The 17,694-nt window shown below is 68.8% G+C and carries 14 protein-coding genes; 10 read left to right on the top strand and 4 right to left on the bottom strand.

Features of this window, described 5'->3' with window-relative positions; all coding sequences use genetic code 11:
• The first annotated feature begins 189 nt into the window (after positions 1 to 189).
• From FJV41_RS03930 to FJV41_RS03950, 5 genes are all read left to right on the top strand, one after another.
• Positions 190 to 1,641: a hypothetical protein gene (locus FJV41_RS03930; RefSeq protein WP_246136976.1), complete on the top strand. Its 1,452-nt coding sequence runs from the start codon at positions 190 to 192 to the stop codon at positions 1,639 to 1,641.
• 205 nt (positions 1,642 to 1,846) lie between these two features.
• Positions 1,847 to 3,148, top strand: coding sequence for an acetyl-CoA C-acyltransferase FadI (fadI, locus tag FJV41_RS03935; RefSeq protein WP_141641046.1), 1,302 nt, complete (start codon positions 1,847 to 1,849; stop codon positions 3,146 to 3,148).
• Positions 3,148 to 5,379, top strand: coding sequence for a fatty acid oxidation complex subunit alpha FadJ (fadJ, locus tag FJV41_RS03940; RefSeq protein WP_141641047.1), 2,232 nt, complete (start codon positions 3,148 to 3,150; stop codon positions 5,377 to 5,379). Before fadI ends, fadJ begins: the two co-directional genes overlap by 1 nt.
• 84 nt (positions 5,380 to 5,463) lie before the next feature.
• Positions 5,464 to 6,597, top strand: coding sequence for a mannosyltransferase family protein (locus FJV41_RS03945; RefSeq protein WP_141641048.1), 1,134 nt, complete (start codon positions 5,464 to 5,466; stop codon positions 6,595 to 6,597).
• Positions 6,594 to 7,262, top strand: a complete 669-nt coding sequence (locus FJV41_RS03950) for a class I SAM-dependent methyltransferase (protein WP_141641049.1) — start codon at positions 6,594 to 6,596, stop codon at positions 7,260 to 7,262. The genes FJV41_RS03945 and FJV41_RS03950 overlap by 4 nt, the downstream gene beginning before the upstream one ends.
• Before the next feature lie 159 nt (positions 7,263 to 7,421).
• Here the strand turns inward: FJV41_RS03950 and FJV41_RS03955 are convergent, their stop codons facing one another.
• Both FJV41_RS03955 and FJV41_RS03960 read right to left on the bottom strand, forming a co-directional pair.
• A complete protein-coding gene (locus FJV41_RS03955; RefSeq protein ID WP_141641050.1) occupies positions 7,422 to 8,270 on the bottom strand; it encodes a ChbG/HpnK family deacetylase in 849 nt (282 codons plus the stop codon).
• A gap of 7 nt (positions 8,271 to 8,277) precedes the next feature.
• Entirely contained in the window at positions 8,278 to 9,072 is a 795-nt protein-coding gene (locus tag FJV41_RS03960; RefSeq protein WP_141641051.1) for a glycosyltransferase family 2 protein, read from the bottom strand.
• A gap of 129 nt (positions 9,073 to 9,201) precedes the next feature.
• On the opposite strand from FJV41_RS03960, the gene FJV41_RS03965 reads away from it, so the two are divergent.
• The 3 genes from FJV41_RS03965 (at position 9,202) to FJV41_RS03975 (ending at position 13,364) form a co-directional block, all read left to right on the top strand.
• Entirely contained in the window at positions 9,202 to 10,152 is a 951-nt protein-coding gene (locus tag FJV41_RS03965) for a diguanylate cyclase (protein ID WP_181790368.1), read from the top strand.
• A gap of 168 nt (positions 10,153 to 10,320) precedes the next feature.
• Positions 10,321 to 11,901 (top strand): ATP-binding protein, encoded by a 1,581-nt coding sequence (locus FJV41_RS03970; protein ID WP_141641053.1) that lies wholly within the window; start codon positions 10,321 to 10,323, stop codon positions 11,899 to 11,901.
• Positions 11,898 to 13,364 carry a sigma-54-dependent transcriptional regulator gene (locus FJV41_RS03975; protein WP_141641054.1) on the top strand — a complete coding sequence of 489 codons (1,467 nt, stop codon included), beginning with the start codon at positions 11,898 to 11,900 and terminating at the stop codon, positions 13,362 to 13,364. Before FJV41_RS03970 ends, FJV41_RS03975 begins: the two co-directional genes overlap by 4 nt.
• Position 13,365: 1 nt before the next feature.
• Here the strand turns inward: FJV41_RS03975 and FJV41_RS03980 are convergent, their stop codons facing one another.
• Positions 13,366 to 14,697, bottom strand: coding sequence for a replication-associated recombination protein A (locus tag FJV41_RS03980; RefSeq protein ID WP_141641055.1), 1,332 nt, complete (start codon positions 14,695 to 14,697; stop codon positions 13,366 to 13,368).
• Between the two features lie 118 nt (positions 14,698 to 14,815).
• Here FJV41_RS03980 and FJV41_RS03985 point away from each other — a divergent pair, with 118 nt between their 5' ends.
• Together FJV41_RS03985 and FJV41_RS03990 are read left to right on the top strand one after the other, a co-directional pair.
• Positions 14,816 to 15,661, top strand: coding sequence for an NAD(+)/NADH kinase (locus FJV41_RS03985; protein ID WP_141641056.1), 846 nt, complete (start codon positions 14,816 to 14,818; stop codon positions 15,659 to 15,661).
• 16 nt (positions 15,662 to 15,677) lie between these two features.
• Positions 15,678 to 16,451 carry a YdcF family protein gene (locus FJV41_RS03990; protein WP_141641057.1) on the top strand — a complete coding sequence of 258 codons (774 nt, stop codon included), beginning with the start codon at positions 15,678 to 15,680 and terminating at the stop codon, positions 16,449 to 16,451.
• A gap of 24 nt (positions 16,452 to 16,475) precedes the next feature.
• On the opposite strand, the gene FJV41_RS03995 is transcribed toward FJV41_RS03990, so the two are convergent.
• Complete coding sequence (locus FJV41_RS03995; RefSeq protein WP_141641058.1) at positions 16,476 to 17,564, bottom strand: 2-oxoglutarate and iron-dependent oxygenase domain-containing protein; 1,089 nt, start codon at positions 17,562 to 17,564, stop codon at positions 16,476 to 16,478.
• Positions 17,565 to 17,694: the final 130 nt, after the last annotated feature.

Raw genomic sequence — 17,694 nt, forward strand, 5'->3', positions numbered from 1 at the left:
TTGTTTGGTTTTGGGCACGAGCATTGCTCCCTCGCCGGCCGCAGCCCGCCATTCATTCACTCATCTCGATTCTGACCTCTTCGACCCGGACCGGTGCGGCTGAACCCGCGGCACCACGAGGAGCGTATGCAACATCGTCACTCACACCCCCGAACCACCCTTGGCTCAGCCATCACCTTGTTGGCCCTGATGGCCTTCACCTGGAGCGGCACCGCCCAGGCGCAGACCTTCACCCACGGCGTCGCGGACGGCTTCGTGCTGCCCACCGAGCCGGTGTCGCCCAGCACGGGCATGCTCAACTACATCGCGGCGAACTACACCTTCCCCGGCTCGCGTGCCTTCGACGACACGAGCATCGACCGGTGGTTCGCCACCACCTTCACCAACCTGCGTCGCAATGGCCCCATCTGTGGCGCCACCCTGCGCATGTCGGTGCGCAACCTGGGCAGCAATGACTCCATGGGTCTGCTGTTCATGGGCCCCGCGGGCACGCAGGTCGCCACCGGCTTTGGCGACTCCCTGACGAACCTGGGCATCGCCTTTGGCGCCACGGGCACCATCAACCTCAACCTGGCGGCGCTCCCCGGCGCGGTCAACCTCATCCCCACCCTCAACGCGCAGGGTTTCGTGGATGTCATCGTCCAGGACGACTCCGCGGTGGACTTCGTCTCGCTCACCATCACCCAGTGCCGCGTGGACGTGTACTCCAAGGACAACGGCAGCGACTTCGGCCTCACGCCGACGGTGGACCCCATCTGGATCAGCCCCGACATCCGCGTCTGCCAGACGGCCGGCTGCGTGGGCCACCAGAACCCGGAGTTCGGCCAGACGAACTTCGTCTACGTGACGCTGCGCAACAACGGTCCGCTCGTACCCCCGGGCAACCCGGCGAGTGGCACGCTGCTCGTCTATTACACCGGCTCCGGTGGCGCGGCCGTGTGGCCCACGGACTGGGCGCCCATTGGCACCATCGCCGTCAGCATCCCCGCGGGCGCCACGCAGGAGTTCATGGTGCCCTGGACGGGCGTGCCGGCGCCGGGCCACTACTGCCTGCTGTCGCGGTGGGTGTCGACGCAGGACCCGATGACGCTGGTGGAGGTTGCGGGCTCCAACACGCTCAACAACACGCGTTGGAACAACAACCTGGCGTGGAAGAACATCAACGTGGTGAACCTGACGCCGTTCGCGCCCGCGAGCGAGTACGACTTCCGTCTGCGCAACCTGCTGCGTGACGCCCACGGCACGGCGGCCCTGGAGGTTCGCATTCCGGACCGCACCGGCGGCCCGTCCTTCCTGGATCGCGGCCAGCTCTTCCTGACCCTGCCCGAGGAGCTGTGGGCGCGCTGGCAGCACCAGGGCACGGGCTTCGAGGTGGTGGGCGAGCGCCAGGTGCGCATCGTCAACCCGAACGGCGCGCGGCTGGAGGGCCTGATTCTGGACCCGAACGGCGCTCACCATGTCGGCGTGCGCTTCGTCGCGCAGGTGACTGATGCGGACCAGGGCAAGTTCGCGGTGGACCTGGTCCAGCACTCGGCCAGCGAGGAGAAGCCGGACAAGGTCGAAGAGGCGGGTGGCGTGCGCTTCGACATCACCGTGGGTCCGCAGTCGGACACCGGCGCGGGCACCAACGCGAAGAAGTAGGTGAACGGGGCCCGGCCCCGTGAGTAGTCGGACGAGGGGGTGGAGGTGCCCGTCATGGGTCCTTCGCCCCCTCGCTCTATGGAGGGCCGGACGCGCCTCGCGACAAGTGCTCGCGGATTGACTCTTGAGTCAATCGCGGGTTGACGCGGCGCATCACCGCCCGTTAGATGGGCCTCACTCGTCGTCGCAGGAGGGTGAGGCACACATGGCAAGCGAGAAGCGTAACGGTCACCGCAGGGTGGCCATCGTCCGCGGCCTGCGGACCCCATTCGTCAAGGCGGGCACTGTCTTCGCCGGGCTCACCGCGTTGGACCTGGGCCGCATGGTGGTCCAGGAGCTGGTGCAGCGCTCGGACCTGGACCCGAACGTCATCGACCAGCTGGTGTTCGGCACGGTGATTCCGTCGCTGACCGCGCCGTCCATCGCCCGCGAAGTCGTCATCGCCGCGGGCCTGCCGATGAAGATTGAAGCGGCGACGGTGACGAAGGCCTGCGCGACGTCCATCCAGGCGATGACGACGGCGGCCAACTCGATTGCGGTGGGCGAGGTGGACGTGGCCATCGCCGGCGGCACCGAGGCGATGTCGGACGCGCCCGTGTTCACCAGCCGGCCCCTGGCGCATGCGCTGGCGGCGGCCTCCAAGGGGCGCTCGCTGCCAGAGAAGCTCAGGCCCTTCCAGAAGCTCAAGGCGACAGATCTGGTGCCGGTGCCGCCCGCCATCGCCGAGTACTCCACGGGCCTGTCCATGGGCGAGAGCGCGGAGAAGATGGCCAAGGAGAACGGCATCTCCCGCGACGAGCAGGACCGGATTGCATGGGCGTCGCACCGCAACGCGGCGGCGGCCTGGAAGGACGGGCGCTTCGACAACGAGGTGATGCACGTCTCGGTGCCGCCCCAGTACGAGCAGACGGTGACTCGCGACAACATCATCCGCGAGGACTCCACGCTGGAGGCACTGGGCAAGCTCAAGCCGGTGTTCGACCGCAAGTATGGCACCGTCACCGCGGGCAACGCGTCGCCGCTCACGGATGGCGCCGCCGCGCTGCTGTTGATGAGCGAGGAGCGGGCGAGGGCGTTGGGGTACGAGCCGCTGGGCTACCTGCGCTCGCACGCGTACGCGGCCACGGACCCGGGAGACCAGCTGTTGCAGGGGCCGGTGTACGCGGTGCCCACGGCGCTCAAGCGCGCGGGCATGAAGCTTTCGGACATCGACCTGGTGGAGATGCACGAGGCCTTCGCCGCGCAGGTGGGCAGCAACCTCCAGGCGCTCGCGTCCAAGGCGTTCGCGAAGAAGGCGGGCTGGAGCGAGCCGGTGGGGGAGATTGACCGCGAGCGGCTCAACGTCACGGGCGGCTCCATCGCCATTGGCCATCCCTTCGGGGCCACGGGGGCGCGCATCGTCACGCAGGCCCTCAACGAGCTGAAGCGTCGGAACAAGAACACGGTGATGTGCACCGTCTGCGCCGCCGGCGGCCTGGGCGCCGTGGTGGTCCTGGAGCGTGCGTGATGGCCATCAAGATTGAAGAGCTGGAGGCGAAGCAGGGCTTCTCCCTCACCGTGGAGGACGGCGTCGCCGTCGTCTCGTTCGATTTGCCGGACTCGGCCGTCAACACGCTGTCCCCCGAGGTGGGCGCGGCCTTCACGCTCCTGCTGGAGGAGGTGGAGCGCGAGGCCCAGGTGAAGGCGGTGGTCTTCATCTCCGGCAAGAAGGACAACTTCGTCGCCGGGGCGAAGATCGACTACCTGCAGACGCTCAAGACGGCGGAGGACGCCACCGCCATGAGCCAGCAGGGGCAGGTGGGCTTCGACCGGCTGGAGGCGTTCCCCAAGCCCGTTGTCGCGGCCATCCACGGCGCGTGTCTGGGCGGAGGCCTGGAGTGGGCGCTGGCGTGCCACTACCGCATCGCCACGGACAGCCCCAGGACGACGCTCGGCCTGCCGGAGGTGCAGCTCGGCTTGATTCCGGGTGCCGGCGGTACGCAGCGGCTGCCCGCGCTCATCGGTGTGCAGGCGGCGCTGGACCTCATCCTCACCGGGAAGAGCGTCAAGCCGTCCAAGGCGAAGAAGCTGGGCATCGTCGACGAGGTGGTGCCCACGCCCATCCTCCGCGCCATCGCGCTCCAGCGCGCCCGGGAGCTGGCCGCGGGCACGCTTACGCCCGAGCGCGCGCACGGCCAGGGCTTCAAGGCGGTGGGGCAGAAGAAGGGCGTCGCGGGCTTCTTCCAGGGACTTGCGAACAAGGAGCTGTGGGCGGAGGTCGCCCTGGAGGACAACCCGCTGGGCCGCAAGGTCCTCTTCGACCAGGCGCGCAAGCAGCTGAGGAAGAAGACGCGCGGCAAGTACCCGGCGCCGGAGAAGGCGTTGCAAGTCATTCGCGTGGGCCTGGAGTCCGGGCGCAAGGCGGGCCTGGAGGCGGAGGCGAAGGCGTTCGGCGAACTGGTGATGTCGGACGTGTCGAAGCGACTGGTGGAGGTCTTCTTCGCGACCACGGCGCTGAAGAAGGAGAACGGCACGGCGGACGCCAGCGTGAAGCCGCGCGAGGTGAAGAAGGTCGCGGTGCTGGGCGGCGGGCTGATGGGTGGAGGCATCGCCTACGTGGCCGGTGTGCTCCAGGGCGCGCAGGTGCGGGTGAAGGACAAGGACGACGCGGGGGCCAGCCGCGCGATGAAGCAGGTGCAGGGCATCCTGGACGAGCGGGTGAAGCGGCGCTCGCTCACCTGGCGCGAGGCTGCGGCGAAGCAGGCGCGGATTACGGCCGGCACCGACTACAGCGGCTTCAAGGCGGCGGACCTGGTCATCGAGGCGGTGTTCGAGGACCTGAAGCTCAAGCACCGCATGCTCGCGGAGGTGGAGGCCGTCACCGGCCCCGACGCCATCTTCGCGTCCAACACCTCCAGCATCCCGATTACCGAGCTGGCCAAGGGCAGCCAGCGGCCCGCGCAGGTCATCGGCATGCATTACTTCAGCCCGGTCAACAAGATGCCGCTGCTGGAGATCATCACCCACGCGGGCACCGCGGACTGGGTGACGGCCACCTGCGTGGAGGTGGGGCGCAAGCAGGGCAAGACGGTCATCGTCGTGAACGACGGGCCGGGCTTCTACACCTCGCGCATCCTCGCGCCGTACATGAACGAGGCCGCGCACCTGCTGGCCGAGGGCGCGGACATCGCCGCGCTGGACAAGGCGCTGGTGGAGTTCGGCTTCCCGGTGGGGCCGATGACGCTGTTGGACGAGGTGGGCATCGACGTGGCCCACAAGGTGGGGCCCATCATGGAGGCGGCCTTCGGCAAGCGCATGTCGGCGCCGAAGTCGCTGGATGGCGTGGTGGCCGATGGCCGGCTGGGCCGCAAGAGCCAGAAGGGCTTCTACCTCTACGAGAACGGCAAGAAGAAGGAGGTGGACCCCACCGTCTACGCGCTCCTACCGCATGGCAAGGAGCGCAAGTCGTTCGATGCCTCGGAGATGGCGGAGCGACTGGTGTTCCAGATGGTGAACGAGGCCATCCGCTGCCTGGGCGAGGGAATCCTCCGCAGCGCGCGCGACGGCGACGTGGGCGCCATCTTCGGCCTGGGCTTCCCGCCGTTCCTCGGGGGCCCGTTCCACTTCGCCGACAGCATGGGGCCCGCGGAGTTGCTGCGGAAGCTGGAGCACTACCAGGACAAGCTCGGTGAGCGCTTCACGCCCGCGCCGCTCCTGGTGGAGATGGTGAAGGCAGGCAAGACGTTCTACCCGCGCTGAGCGCGAGGTGACCGGGGTGGGGGGCGCGACTTCCCACCCCGGTGCTTGACCGGGGCGGTGTTCTAGGAACAGCCTGCCGCCCGCATGGCCCGCTCCGCGTCCCGCACCATCGCCCTGGTTGTCCTCGTCGCAGTCCTGCTCTGCGGCGCAGCCGCGGCGGCGGGGGCGTGGCGCTACTTCCACAAGAATCCGCAGAACCCCGTCGTCCGGTTGGACGAGTACGTCACCATGGGTTGGGTGGCGTGGGATTCGAGCTGGTACATGCGGATTGCCCAGGAGGGCTACCAGTACACGCCGGGCGAGCAGAGCTCGGTGGCCTTCTTCCCGCTCTATCCGCTGGTAATCCGCGCGGTGGAGACACTGGGGCCCAACGTCTATCAGGCCGGGGTGCTGATAACCCTGCTGTGTGGCCCGCTGGCGCTGCTGATGTTCACGCGCTGGGCGAAGCTGCTGACGGATGACGACACGGCGCTGAAGGCCGGGCTGTTGATGGCGCTGTATCCCTTCACCATGTACTTCTACGGCGCCATGTACTCGGACGCGCTGTTCGTCCTGCTGGTGGTGTCGTCCTTCCTGCTCCTGGAGAAGGGGCACCTGGCTCCGGCGGTGCTGGTGGCGGCGGTGGCCACGGCGGCGCGGCCCGTGGCGCCCGCGGTGGTGCTGGGGCTGCTCGTGCGGCGGCTGGAGTGGAAACACGCGCGGGGCGAGAAGTGGGGCGTGGTGGACTTCATGCCGGTGCTCTCGGGCCTGGGCTTCGGTTGCTACATGCTCTACCTGTGGCACCAGTTCGGAGACCCGCTCGCCTTCGTGAAGGTGCAGGGCGCGGCGGGCTGGTCGCAGCAACCCGGCTGGCACACGTGGCTCAAGGTGGGCTGGTTCGAGCGCGTGGTGCTCAATCCCACGGACAAGCGCGAGGCCTTCCGACTGGCCGCGCACGCGTTCTTCACCTTCCTGGCGCTCGCGTTGGTGTGGCCCACGCGCAAGCTTTTGGGGTGGGGCTACGCGGTGTATGTGCTGGCGATTGTCGGCCTGCCCGCATGGTCCACGAAGGACTTCATGGGCATGGGGCGGTATCTGCTGTCCTCGTTCCCGGTCTTCCTCACGGGCGCGCTCTTGTTGAGGCAGCGGCCGCGCGTGCTTCAAGGGGCGCTCGTGGTGGGCGCGGTGTCGCTGCTCGTCCTGTCGTGGGCCTTTGGCGCGGACTACTACATCTCATGAGCACGCTCCTCGAGCAGGCCCTCGCGCTGTACGCCGGACTCCCCGCCGCCGAGCGCTTCCATGTGCATGCGCGGGCGTCCTCCGCGCCGCTGCTCGCGGTGGCCGAGCGGGTGTCGGGTGGCATCGTGGCGGACATCGGCTGTGGGCACGGCCTGCTCTCCGCGCTGCTGGCGTTGGCGGAGCCGAGTCGCACGGTGCACGGCGTGGACCCAGACCCCCGAAAGGTGACGTGGGCGCGCGAGGCGCTGTCGGGGTTGCAGCAAGTGAAGCTCGCGGAGGGGACGGTGGAGGACGTGCTGGCCCCCGCGCTGCCGCGCGCGTGTGACACGGCGGTGGTATGCGACGTGCTCTACCTGCTGCCCGAGGCGAAGTGGCCCGCGTTCCTTCGCACGGTGCATGGCCTGCTCAAGCCGGGAGGACGCTTCCTGTTGAAGGAGGTGGAAGGCGACGGCTCCTGGAAGCACCGCAAGGCGTTGGCGCAGGAGTGGGTGATGGTGTCGCTGCTGCGGCGCACGAAGGCGAGCGGTGGAATGGTGCTCAAGCCTCGCGCGGAGATGATGGCCCTGCTCAGGGACGCGGGCTTCACCGTGCGCGAGGTGGTGGACCTGGGACGGGGCTACACGACACCGCACGTGCTCTACATCGCGGAGGCGAGTGCTCCGTAGGTCGTGCCGCGACGGCGCGAGGCGGCTGTCTTTTGTCGTGCGCCAGGCGAGCGACGCGAACGTTGTGCCGCGATTCAATGCGGGCCGAACTCGGTCGTGCGCGCCATGGCGCCGCGGCGAGGTGAGTGACGCGAGGCGGGTTGCCTTCGCTCGTGTGCTCTACGTCGCGGAGGCGAGCGTCCCGTAGCTGTGGAGCTGGATGCCTCGCTCGTCGAGGCGCGCCCTCACGCGAGGACTGGTGAGCGCCGCCAGCTCCGCCTGCCAGCCATAACGCCACGCCGGGTCCTCGGGCACATGGGGGGCGCCCTCACCGGGATGACAGCCCAGCTCGAAGTCACCCGAGGGCAGGGCGTCCAGCGCGGCGAGCAGCGCGGCCTCGTCCAGTCGCCCCGCCTCGAACACGCCTCCCGCGCTCACCCGTCGCACGCCTTGGGGCGCACGAGGCGCGGTGCGCGCCAGCACCGTCAACAGCGTTGTCTTCAGCGCGGGCCCAGGCGTTCGCAGCCACGACACGCGGGGCAGGGCGTCCGGCCAGCGCACGGGGAGCTTCTCGCGCGCGGCCAGTGACTCCACGAGCGGCCTGATGCCCGGCAGCACATGCAGGTGCTGGTGCCCGTCCAGATGGTCCACCGCCACGCCCAGCTCACGCGCTCGCTGAAGCTGCGCGTCCAGCTCCAGCGCCACTTCCTCGCGTCGCACGTTCCCCAGGAGCCAGTCCCGCGCGAAGTCCGCCCAGCTCCCCCGCAGCCTGCCTCCAGGCGCCACCGTGCTCACTGACTCCGCGGGCGCGGCCGGAGCCAGCCGCGTGGACAGCGCCAGGTGCAGCCCCACCGCGAGCCCCTGCGTCTTCGCGCGGGAAGCGGCCTCGCTGGCCGTGGGCCCCATGGCCAGCAACGTGGCACTGGTGACGATGCCCTCGCGGTGCGCTCGGAGGATGCCCGCGTCCAGCGACGGGTGCAGCCCCAGGTCGTCCGCATTCACCACCAGGCGCGTGGGGCGCGAAGTCACGGCCCGCTCAGCCCCGCGCCGTACGGCCGCCCGAGGACACCGTGCGCAGCGGCTGCACCGACGGAGGCAGGCGCACCGGCTGCGTGGGCGGCGTCGGCGTGCGCGTCTCCGGGTACAGCTTCACCAGCTCCTTCACCATCTTCACGATGACCGAGGGCGAGGCCAGCGTGGACACGCCACGGGTGCGCGGGAAGTAGTCCACGCCCATCTGGAACACGCGGAAGCCCTTGCGGATGGCCTTCACCACCAGCTCCGCGTCGATGAACGAGCCCTGGCTCTTGAGCTCCATCGACTCCAGCACCCGGCGGTGCATCACCTTGAAGCTGAAGTTGACGTCCTTGATCTGGATGTCGAACAGCGCCCGGATGAGCATGTTGTAGACGAACGAGTAGACGATGCGCTTGGGCCCCTCGCTCGTGCGGTCGAACCGGAAGGCGCAAATCATGTCCGCCTCCAGGTACTCCAGCAGGTGCAGCGAGCGCTCCAGCTCCCGCAAGTCCCACGGCAGGTCGATGTCCGAGTAGACGACGATGTCCTTCGTCGACGCCGCGAGGCCCGTGCGCATCGCCCCGCCCAACTTCAGATTCACCGGATGGGTGATGACCCGCAGCTGCGGAATCCGCTGCGCCATGGCCTCCGCCAGCTCCTGCGTGCGGTCCGTCGACGCGTCGTTGACGACGATGATTTCAAAGTCGTCCGTGAGCTGCGGCAGCACCTCCAACGCCCGACCCACCGCCCGTTCGACGTAGTCCTCCTCGTTCCACGCGGGAAGGAAGAGGCTGATGCTGGGGTACTTGGCCACGGAGGACCTCGGGGTGCGGGGGGACTGCTCGGCGGTTCGGTACCAAGCCCTGGGTCCTAAATCAATCATGGGGCTCCCACCCGAGAGCACCTGTGTGGTACCGTGGAGTTACCATTTTCCGGGGATACTGTGACCCTCAGGCCCTGCACCTTGTTGGTGGTGGACGAAGCGGAGTCAACCCTGGCCCGGCTGGCGCGGGCGCTCGGACCGGAGGACTTCTGCCTCCGGCTGGCCTCCCCAGGGCCCGAGGTAGGCCCGCTGGCGCGAGAGGTGGACCTGGTGGTGTGGGTCGCCCGCTCGGCTGGCGAGCCGTCAGCCCTGGAGTGGCTCGACAAGTTGCTGGCCCTGGAAGGACCGCCAGGTCCCCCCATCGTGCTCCTGGCGGACAGGGAAACCCGGGGCGTCTGGTTGGGTGCGCTGGCTCAGGGAATTGAGGTCGTCTTTGACCCATGGGATGCGGAAGAACTGCGGGCCCGGGTGGAAAAAAGCCTGCGGACCCAGGCCCGGCTGACTCAGCTATCCAACCAGGTGGGTGAGCTGCAGCGGCTGTCCTCGACGGACGGGCTGACGGGCGTCCACAACCACCGCCATTTCCAGGAGCGGCTGCGCGAGGAGTTCCGCCGGGCACAGCGTTACGACGACCCGCTGGCGCTCATCCTGTTGGACCTGGACCACTTCAAGCAGGTGAACGACAGGCACGGCCATACCGCGGGGGACGGAGTGCTCCGGGAGGTGGCCGCCGCCCTCCAGCGCAGCGTGCGCGAGACGGACCTGGTGGCTCGGTATGGGGGCGAGGAGTTCGCCGTCCTGCTGCCTCGCACCCACCTGACGGGGGCCCTGTCCGTCGCGGAGCGTGTCCGCCGGGATTTGGCGACCCTGCGGGTAGGGCCGGATGGAGCACTTCTGGTGACGGCCTCGCTGGGCGTCTCCAGTTTTCCCCACCGCACCGTCCTCAGCCCCGAGCAGCTGCTGCTCACCGCCGACGAGGCCCTCTACCGGGCCAAGGACGAGGGGAGGGATCGCATCTGTCTCCACTCTCAAATGTCCCTCTTGCCGCCCTCCTCCTCGCAGGGCGACTGACCTGGGTCAAAGACCCTGGGTTGGTATTGACCCATGAATAGGGGGTGAGTCTAAGATGACCCCGGCCCTCGATTGTCGGGGAGTCGAATCATCTCGTGATTCCATGGGTTTGCAGTGCCCCACCGGCTGGCAAACGCATTGCAAATGTCATGGGACGGAAAGAATCCCATGGGACCCCTCGCCGCACAGCTCCCGAAGCCCGAAGCCGCCCCGCGCGGCCGGCTGCTGCTCGTGGACGACGAGGAGAACATCCTCAAGTCCATCCGCCGGGTGCTGCGTCGGGGTGACTGGGATATCGAAACCGCGACGGACGCCGAGCAGGCGCTGAGGACGGTGGAGGAGTTCCGTCCCGAGGTCGTCATCTCCGACTTCCGCATGCCGGGGATGAACGGGGTGGAGTTCCTGACGCGGGTGAAGCAGCAGGAGCCGCGCGCCCAGCGCATCATGCTCACCGGGCAGGCGGACCAGCAGGCCATTGAAGAGGCCATCAACCGCTCCGAAATCTTCCGCTTCATCTCCAAGCCCTGGAACGACAGCCACCTGGTGCTGACGGTGAAGAGCGCGTTCGAGCAGTACGCGCTGCAGGCGGAGAACGAGCGGCTGTACCGGGTGACGCAGGCGCAGAACGCGGAGCTGAAGCTGCTCAACGCGGACCTGGAGGAGCGCGTCGCGCAGCGCACGCGGATGCTCAGCCAGGCCAAGCGCGAGTGGGAGCTGTCGTTCGACTGCATGGAGACGCCGCTGTGTGTCGTCCGCGGTCGCGACTTCGCGGTGCGGCGGGCGAACCTGGCGTACGCGCACGTGGCCGGGCGCTCCATCGAACAGATTCCGTCGGACGTCGCCTGCTACCGCTACCTCTTCGGCCGCAACGAGCCGTGCACGGGCTGCCCGCTGCCGGCTGCGATGGAGAGTGGCAAGGGCGCGCGCGGTGAGGTGCAGCAGGGGGGCAGGACGTACGTGGTGGCCGCGTACCCCATGGCCGGGGATGAGCGGGTGGTGTGCACGTATCGCGACGTCACCGAGGAGCAGGCGATGACGCGCCGGCTCATCGAGACGGAGAAGATGGCGGCGGTGGGGCAGCTGGCGGGGGGCGTGGCGCATGAAATCAACAATCCGCTGGGCGGCATCCTGGCGTTCGCGCAGCTCATGTCGCGCGACGCGGGCCGCGACGACGCGGACCTGGAATCGCTGGGACTGATTGAAGAGAGCGCGCTGCGCTGCAAGCGCATCGTCGAGAGCCTGCTGAAGTTCAGCCGGCACAGCCGCGTGGAGGATCGGCGGCTGTTCGACCTGTCGCGCTGCGTGGAGGACGCCGCGGTGCTCTTCCGCGCGCAAATCAAGGCCACGCCTCGCGCGGAGCTGTCCCTGGGTTTGAAGGAAGGGCTCCCCAAGGTGTACGGGGACCCCGGCACGCTCGCGCAGGTGGTGCTCAACCTGCTCCAGAATGGCCTTCAGGCGCTGCCCCGGCGCGAAGGCAAGCTGACGCTGGAGACGGGCCGCGAGGGAGACCGCTGCTTCTTCGCGGTGTCCGACACCGGCTGCGGAATCGAGGAGCGGCACCTGCCGCGCATCTTCGAGCCCTCCTTCACCACCAAACCCCCCGGTGAGGGCACCGGGCTGGGTCTGTCCATCGCGTACCGCATCGTCCAGGACCACGGGGGCAGCTTCCACGTCGACACCCAGGTGGGCGCCGGCTCCCGTTTCACCGTCTTCCTGCCCATTCCCCTGCAGCTCGAGAGGTTGCCGTGAACCAAGTCAAGCGCGCCAAAGTCCTCGTCGTGGATGACGACTCCGTCGTCCTCAAGGCCGTGACGCAGATTCTCCAGCGCGAGGGCCACCCGGTGGTGGCCATTGATGACGCGGTGGAAGGTCTGACGGCGGCCAAGGACCCGTCCATCGACGTCGTCGTCCTCGACATCAAGATGCCGAACCTGTCCGGCATGGACCTGCTCCGCGGAATCAAGGCGGACCGTCCGGACGTGGAGGTCATCATGATGACGGCCTTCGCCACCGTGGAGACGGCGGTGGAGGCGGTGAAGGCGGGGGCGTACGACTACCTCACCAAGCCCTTCGAGAACATCGACGAGGTGAGCCTCACGGTGGCCAAGGCGGCCGAGCGCAAGGCGCTCAAGGACCGCACCCGCGCGCTGGAAGAGGCGCTCACCGTGCGCAGCCAGTTCGAGGACCTCATCGGCCAGTCGCCGCAGATGCGCTCGGTCTTCAAGCTGGTGGAGACCGTCAGCCACTCCACCGCCACGGTGCTCATCCAGGGTGAGAGCGGCACGGGCAAGGAACTGGTGGCGCGCGCCATCCACTACCGCAGCTCGCGCAAGGACAAGCCCTTCGTCGCCGTCAACTGCTCGGCGCTCACGGAGACCTTGCTGGAGAGCGAGCTGTTCGGCCACATCAAGGGCAGCTTCACCGGCGCCACGGGCAACAAGAAGGGCCTGTTTGAAGCGGCCGACGGCGGCACCATCTTCCTGGATGAGATTGGCGATGTGCCTCCCGCCACCCAGGTGCGCCTCTTGCGCGTGCTGCAGGAGGGTGAAGTCAAGCGCGTGGGCGCCAACGAGCCCGTCAAGGTGGACGTGCGCGTCATCGCCGCCACCCACGTGGACCTGTCCCGCGCCAAGGAGCAGGGCAAGTTCCGCGAGGACCTCTTCTATCGCCTCAACGTCATCACCATCGACCTGCCGCCCCTGCGCGACAGGCCGCAGGACGTGCCGCTGCTCGCGCACCACTTCCTGAAGCTGTACGCCTCCAAGGCGGACAAGAAGGTGGCGGGCATCTCCCCGCGCGCCATGGAGGCCCTCACCTGCAACCGGTGGACGGGCAACGTGCGCGAACTGGAGAACGTCATCGAGCGCGCGGTGGTGCTCACCAGCAACGAGGTCATCGACGTGGAGGACCTGCCGCCCGGCTTCCAGTCGGCGCCGCAGGCCGACTCGGCGGTGGAGGTCTTCTCGCTGGCGCACCTGCCGTACGCCCAGGCCAAGCGCCTGGCGATGCGCGCCTTCGAGCGCCGCTACCTGTCCGCGCTCCTGGAGAAGAACAACCAGAACGTCTCCAGCGCCGCGCGCGCCGCGGGCGTGGACCGCTCCAACTTCCGCCGCCTGCTCAAGCAGTACGAAGTCGCCGGCCGCTCCATGAAGCCGCGCGTCCTCAAGGACGACGACGTCGACGGAGTGGAGACGTTGGAAGCAGCCTCCTAGTTCATCCCTCCTCGCCAGGCTCGCGGACTCGCTCCGCGAGCTGGCGTTGGATGGCTTCGTAGCGCTCGGCCAGCTCCGCCTCGTGCCCGTTGCGGGTGGGGGTGTAGAAGCTCCGGGCGCGCAGGGCCTCGGGCAGGTAGTCCTCCGGGACGTAGTTGCCCTCGAAGTTGTGCGGGTACTTGTAGCCGCCCCCGTAGCCCAGGGACTTCATCAGCTTCGTGGGCGCGTTTCGCAGGTGCAGCGGCACCGGCAGCGCGCCCTCCTTCGTCACGGCCTCGCGCACGGCGGTGTACGCGGCGATGACCGCGTTCGACTTGGGCGCCAGGGCCAGGTACGTCACGGCCTGGGTGAGGGGCAGGGTGCCCTCCGGCAGGCCCACGAGCTGGAAGGCTCGCAGCGCGTCCACCGCCACGCTCAACGCGCGCGGGTCCGCGTTGCCGATGTCCTCCGAGGCGAAGATGACCATGCGCCGGAGGACGAAGATGGGGTCCTCGCCCGCCTCCAGCATGCGCACCATCCAGTACAGCGCGCCGTCCACGTCGCTGCCGCGCATGGATTTGATGAAGGCGCTGATGACGTTGTAGTGCTCCTCGCCGCCCTTGTCGTAGAGCAGCGTCTTCTGCTGGAGGGCCTCCTCGGCGACCTTGCGGTCCACCTTCTCGCCGCCGTGGGCCGCGGCCACCTCCAGGCCGGTGAGGGCCTTGCGGGCGTCTCCGCCGGCCGTGCTCGCGAGGAAGCTCAGCGCCTCGTCCTCCACCACCACCTTGCCGCCCAGGCCGCGTGCGTCCGCGACGGCCCGGCGCAGCAGCGGCACCAGCTCCTCCTCCTCCAGGCCGCGCAGGGTGACGACGCGGCAGCGGGACAGGAGCGCGGCGTTGACCTCGAACGACGGGTTCTCCGTGGTGGCGCCGATGAGCGTCACGGTGCCCTTCTCCACGTGGGGCAACAGGGCGTCCTGCTGCGACTTGTTGAAGCGGTGGATTTCGTCGATGAACAGGAAGGTGCGCTGGCGATGCAGGTTCCACCGCTCCTGGGCGCGGGCCACCGTCTCGCGGATGTCCTTCACGCCGGCGAGGACGGCGGACACCGAGTCGAAGGCGGCCCCGGTGGAGCGGGCCACCAACCCCGCGAGCGTCGTCTTGCCAGTGCCCGGAGGCCCCCAGAGGATGAGGCTGGGGACCTGGTCGCTCTCGATGGCCCGGCGCAGGAAGCGGCCCTCTCCGGTGATGTGCTCCTGGCCGACGAACTCGTCGAGGGCGCGTGGACGCATCCGCTCCGCGAGCGGGGCCCGACGGGCCTGCTCCTTCTGGCCGGCATGTTCGAAGAGGTCCATGGAAGCTCCAAACCTAGCGCCCCGGAGGGCACCTCGCCGGGGCGTCTGTCCGATGGGAGGGCCCTTGCGCAAATCAGGGGAGCGCCCGGGTGCCCGCCTGGATTAAAAAGCCTCCCGCGTGCAGACCCTCGTCATCGTCGCGAAGAAGGACAACCCGGAGGCGGTGGCGCTGGCGGCCCGTATCCGCGAGCACTACCCGCATCTCACCGTGCTGGGGGACCGCTCCCTGGCCCATGTCCTGGGGTGGCCTCGGGTGGAGGACCGGGAGCTGGCGGCCCGAGCGGACCTGACCGTGGTGCTGGGAGGTGACGGCACCCTCATCTACGCGGCGCGGCTCCTGGGCGGACGCGGCGTCCCCATCCTGGGCGTCAACCTGGGCAGCCTGGGCTTCATGACGGAGATTCCCGTGGAGGAGCTGTTCTCCACGCTGGAGGAGGTGCAGGCCGGCCGCTTCCAGGTGGACTCGCGCATGAAGCTGACGTGCCGGCTCATCCGCAACGGCAGCGTGCTCATCGAGGACGAAATCCTCAACGACGTGGTCATCAACAAGGGCGCGCTGGCGCGCATCGCCGACCACGAGACGTCCATCGATGGGGTGCCCATCACCACGTACAAGGCGGACGGCGTCATCCTCGCCACGCCCACGGGCTCCACGGCCTACTCGCTGTCGGCCGGCGGCCCCATCGTCCACCCGTCGGTGGACTGCACGGTGCTGTCGCCCATCTGCTCGCACGCGCTCACCCAGCGCTCCATCGTCGTGCCGGCGGACCGGACCATCCGAATCACGCTGCGCAGCGAGACGGCGGACACGTACCTCACGCTGGATGGGCAGACGGGCCACGGCCTGCAGGGCGGCGACTGCATCGAGGTGGTGCGCTCCGCCAACCGCGTCAACCTGGTGCGAAACCCCCGCGTGGCCTACTTCTCCATCCTTCGCCAGAAGCTCCACTGGGGCGAGCGCTGAAGGGCCTCCGCGCCACGTGTTCCTGATTCTCTCGAAGGTGCTGGACCTCTTCCTGGCACCGCTCACCTGGGCGTTGCTGCTCCTGCTCGTCAGCGGCCTTGTTCGCCGCGGGCCCCGGCTCTCCCGAGGGCTCGCCGTCGCGGGACTGCTGGTGCTCTACCTCTTCTCCACCGAGGCGGTGTCCACGCTCCTGACGTACGCGGCGGAGTCGGGCGCACAGGACACGTCCGTGCCGGGCGTGACGTACGACGCTGTCATCGTCCTGGGCGGAGGGTTGGACCCTTCCGCCACGGAGCGCTCGGGCCGCATCGAGTTCAACGCCGCATCCGAGCGCGTGCTGAAGGGCTTCGAACTCGTGCGCGAGGGGCGTGCGAGTCACGTCTTCATCTCGGGAGGCTCGTTGGACCCGCGTCCCCAGGCGGTGGTGGAGGCGGACGTGCTGTCGCGCCTGCTCCAGGAATGGGGCGTGCCCTCGGAGCGCATCGTCACCGAGGGCAGGAGCCGGAACACGCGGGAGAACGCGCTGGAGTCCGAGCGCATCATCCGCGAGCGGGGCTGGAAGCGGCTGCTCCTGGTAACGAGCGCGGCGCACATGCCTCGCGCCGCGGGCTGCTTCGCCGCGGTGGGCCTGCGGCCGGACACGCTGCCGGTGGACGCGCGGATGCCGGCCACGCGCCCGGGGCGATTGAGCTGGGTGCCTCGGGCGTCCTCCTTGTCGCAGAGCACGGACGTGCTGCGCGAGCTGGCGGGGCGAATCGTGTATCGGCTTCGAGGGTGGACGACGCCGTGACGGTGGCGTCGTCGTCCCGAGGGCTCAGCTCGCCGCGCGGTGCAGGGGCAGGGGCAGGTCTTCCACGGGCGCGGTGCGCAGGACGGCGTCCTCTCGCAGCCAGGCCAGCGTCGTCAGCCGGTCCTCGTCGAGGATGCGCTGGGTGGTGATGCGGTCCGGGTAGCAGCGCATGAACATGTTCGTGAAGTGCGAGCCGTAGTGGATGTACTCGTCGGGCCCGGGCGTCGTCAGGGGGCGGACGCACGCCTCGAAGTGGGGCTCGTGGAAGTAGGCCATCGCGAAGCGCTCGCGCGTGTTGAGCGCCACCTTGTGCGGCGTCGACAGGAGATATCCCCGCGTGAGGAACTGGAGGATGTCGCCCGGGAACACCGTCAGGACATCGGGCACGGGCTTCACGAAGGTCCACGGCTCGTCGTGCTCGTACATGCCCGCGGAGCTCTCACCCGGCAGCCAGTTGCGGCGGCGCTTCTCTCCCTCGACGGGCGGGCGGATGTAGAGCCCTCCCACGTCGTCCTGCGCGGCGATGACCAGCAGCCCGTAGTCGGTGTGCGCGCCGATGCCGCGCGTCGCCGTGGTGGAGCGGGCGGGGAAGCGCAGCACGCGCATGTGGTGCCAGCCATCCCGCGTCAGCGCCGTGAGCGCGCCCACCTCCAGGCCCAGGCCCAGCGCGACCAGTCGCAACAGGCGCTCTCCCGTGGAGCCGAGCTCGTCGGTGTGCTCCTTCATGTCGCGGCGGTACGTCTCGTCCGGCCACGGCGCGGGGCCATGGCAGGGCCAGCGTGCCTGCACGCGCGCATCCGTGAGGGGCACGTCCTTGCAGACGGTGAAGATCTCCGAGTAGTCCGCCTCGCCCGCCGTCAGCTCCTCGCCGGAGGCGACGTAGCCGCTGTACGTCGAATCACTCACGCACCGGGCCTTGTCCTCCAGGGGTTGGCGGAAGAAGCGGCGGCTCGACTCGAAGGCGCGTTGGGCCTTCTCCAACTGGGCCTCACTCATCCGGAGCTGGAAGATGCCGTCGCGTCGCCAGGCTCGAATCATGGTGAGCCCGAGCGCGACGTCGGACTCGCTTCCACTCACGGATTGCGGCAATTGAAACGTCACCAAATCGGCCATGGGAACTCCCGCGTGGGGGTGGTGGGGAGCTCTCCCGGGCCGGGTTTGTCTCGTCGGAGATGAAGGGGTGCTCCGCCGGCGCGCGAGTGGAGCAATCCCTCGCGTTCATTGCCAGACACGGGGCGAAATG

This window comes from Myxococcus llanfairpwllgwyngyllgogerychwyrndrobwllllantysiliogogogochensis, from assembly GCF_006636215.1.
Taxonomy (GTDB): Bacteria; Myxococcota; Myxococcia; order Myxococcales; family Myxococcaceae; genus Myxococcus; species Myxococcus llanfairpwllgwyngyllgogerychwyrndrobwllllantysiliogogogochensis.

Coding starts and splice junctions, on each gene's coding strand:
- FJV41_RS03980 (WP_141641055.1), bottom strand. CDS start 14,697: ATGGACCTCTTCGAACATGCCGGCCAGAAGGAGCAGGCCCGTCGGGCC.
- FJV41_RS03930 (WP_246136976.1), top strand. CDS start 190: ATGGCCTTCACCTGGAGCGGCACCGCCCAGGCGCAGACCTTCACCCAC.
- FJV41_RS03970 (WP_141641053.1), top strand. CDS start 10,321: ATGGGACCCCTCGCCGCACAGCTCCCGAAGCCCGAAGCCGCCCCGCGC.
- FJV41_RS03995 (WP_141641058.1), bottom strand. CDS start 17,564: ATGGCCGATTTGGTGACGTTTCAATTGCCGCAATCCGTGAGTGGAAGC.
- FJV41_RS03945 (WP_141641048.1), top strand. CDS start 5,464: ATGGCCCGCTCCGCGTCCCGCACCATCGCCCTGGTTGTCCTCGTCGCA.
- fadJ (WP_141641047.1), top strand. CDS start 3,148: ATGGCCATCAAGATTGAAGAGCTGGAGGCGAAGCAGGGCTTCTCCCTC.
- fadI (WP_141641046.1), top strand. CDS start 1,847: ATGGCAAGCGAGAAGCGTAACGGTCACCGCAGGGTGGCCATCGTCCGC.
- FJV41_RS03950 (WP_141641049.1), top strand. CDS start 6,594: ATGAGCACGCTCCTCGAGCAGGCCCTCGCGCTGTACGCCGGACTCCCC.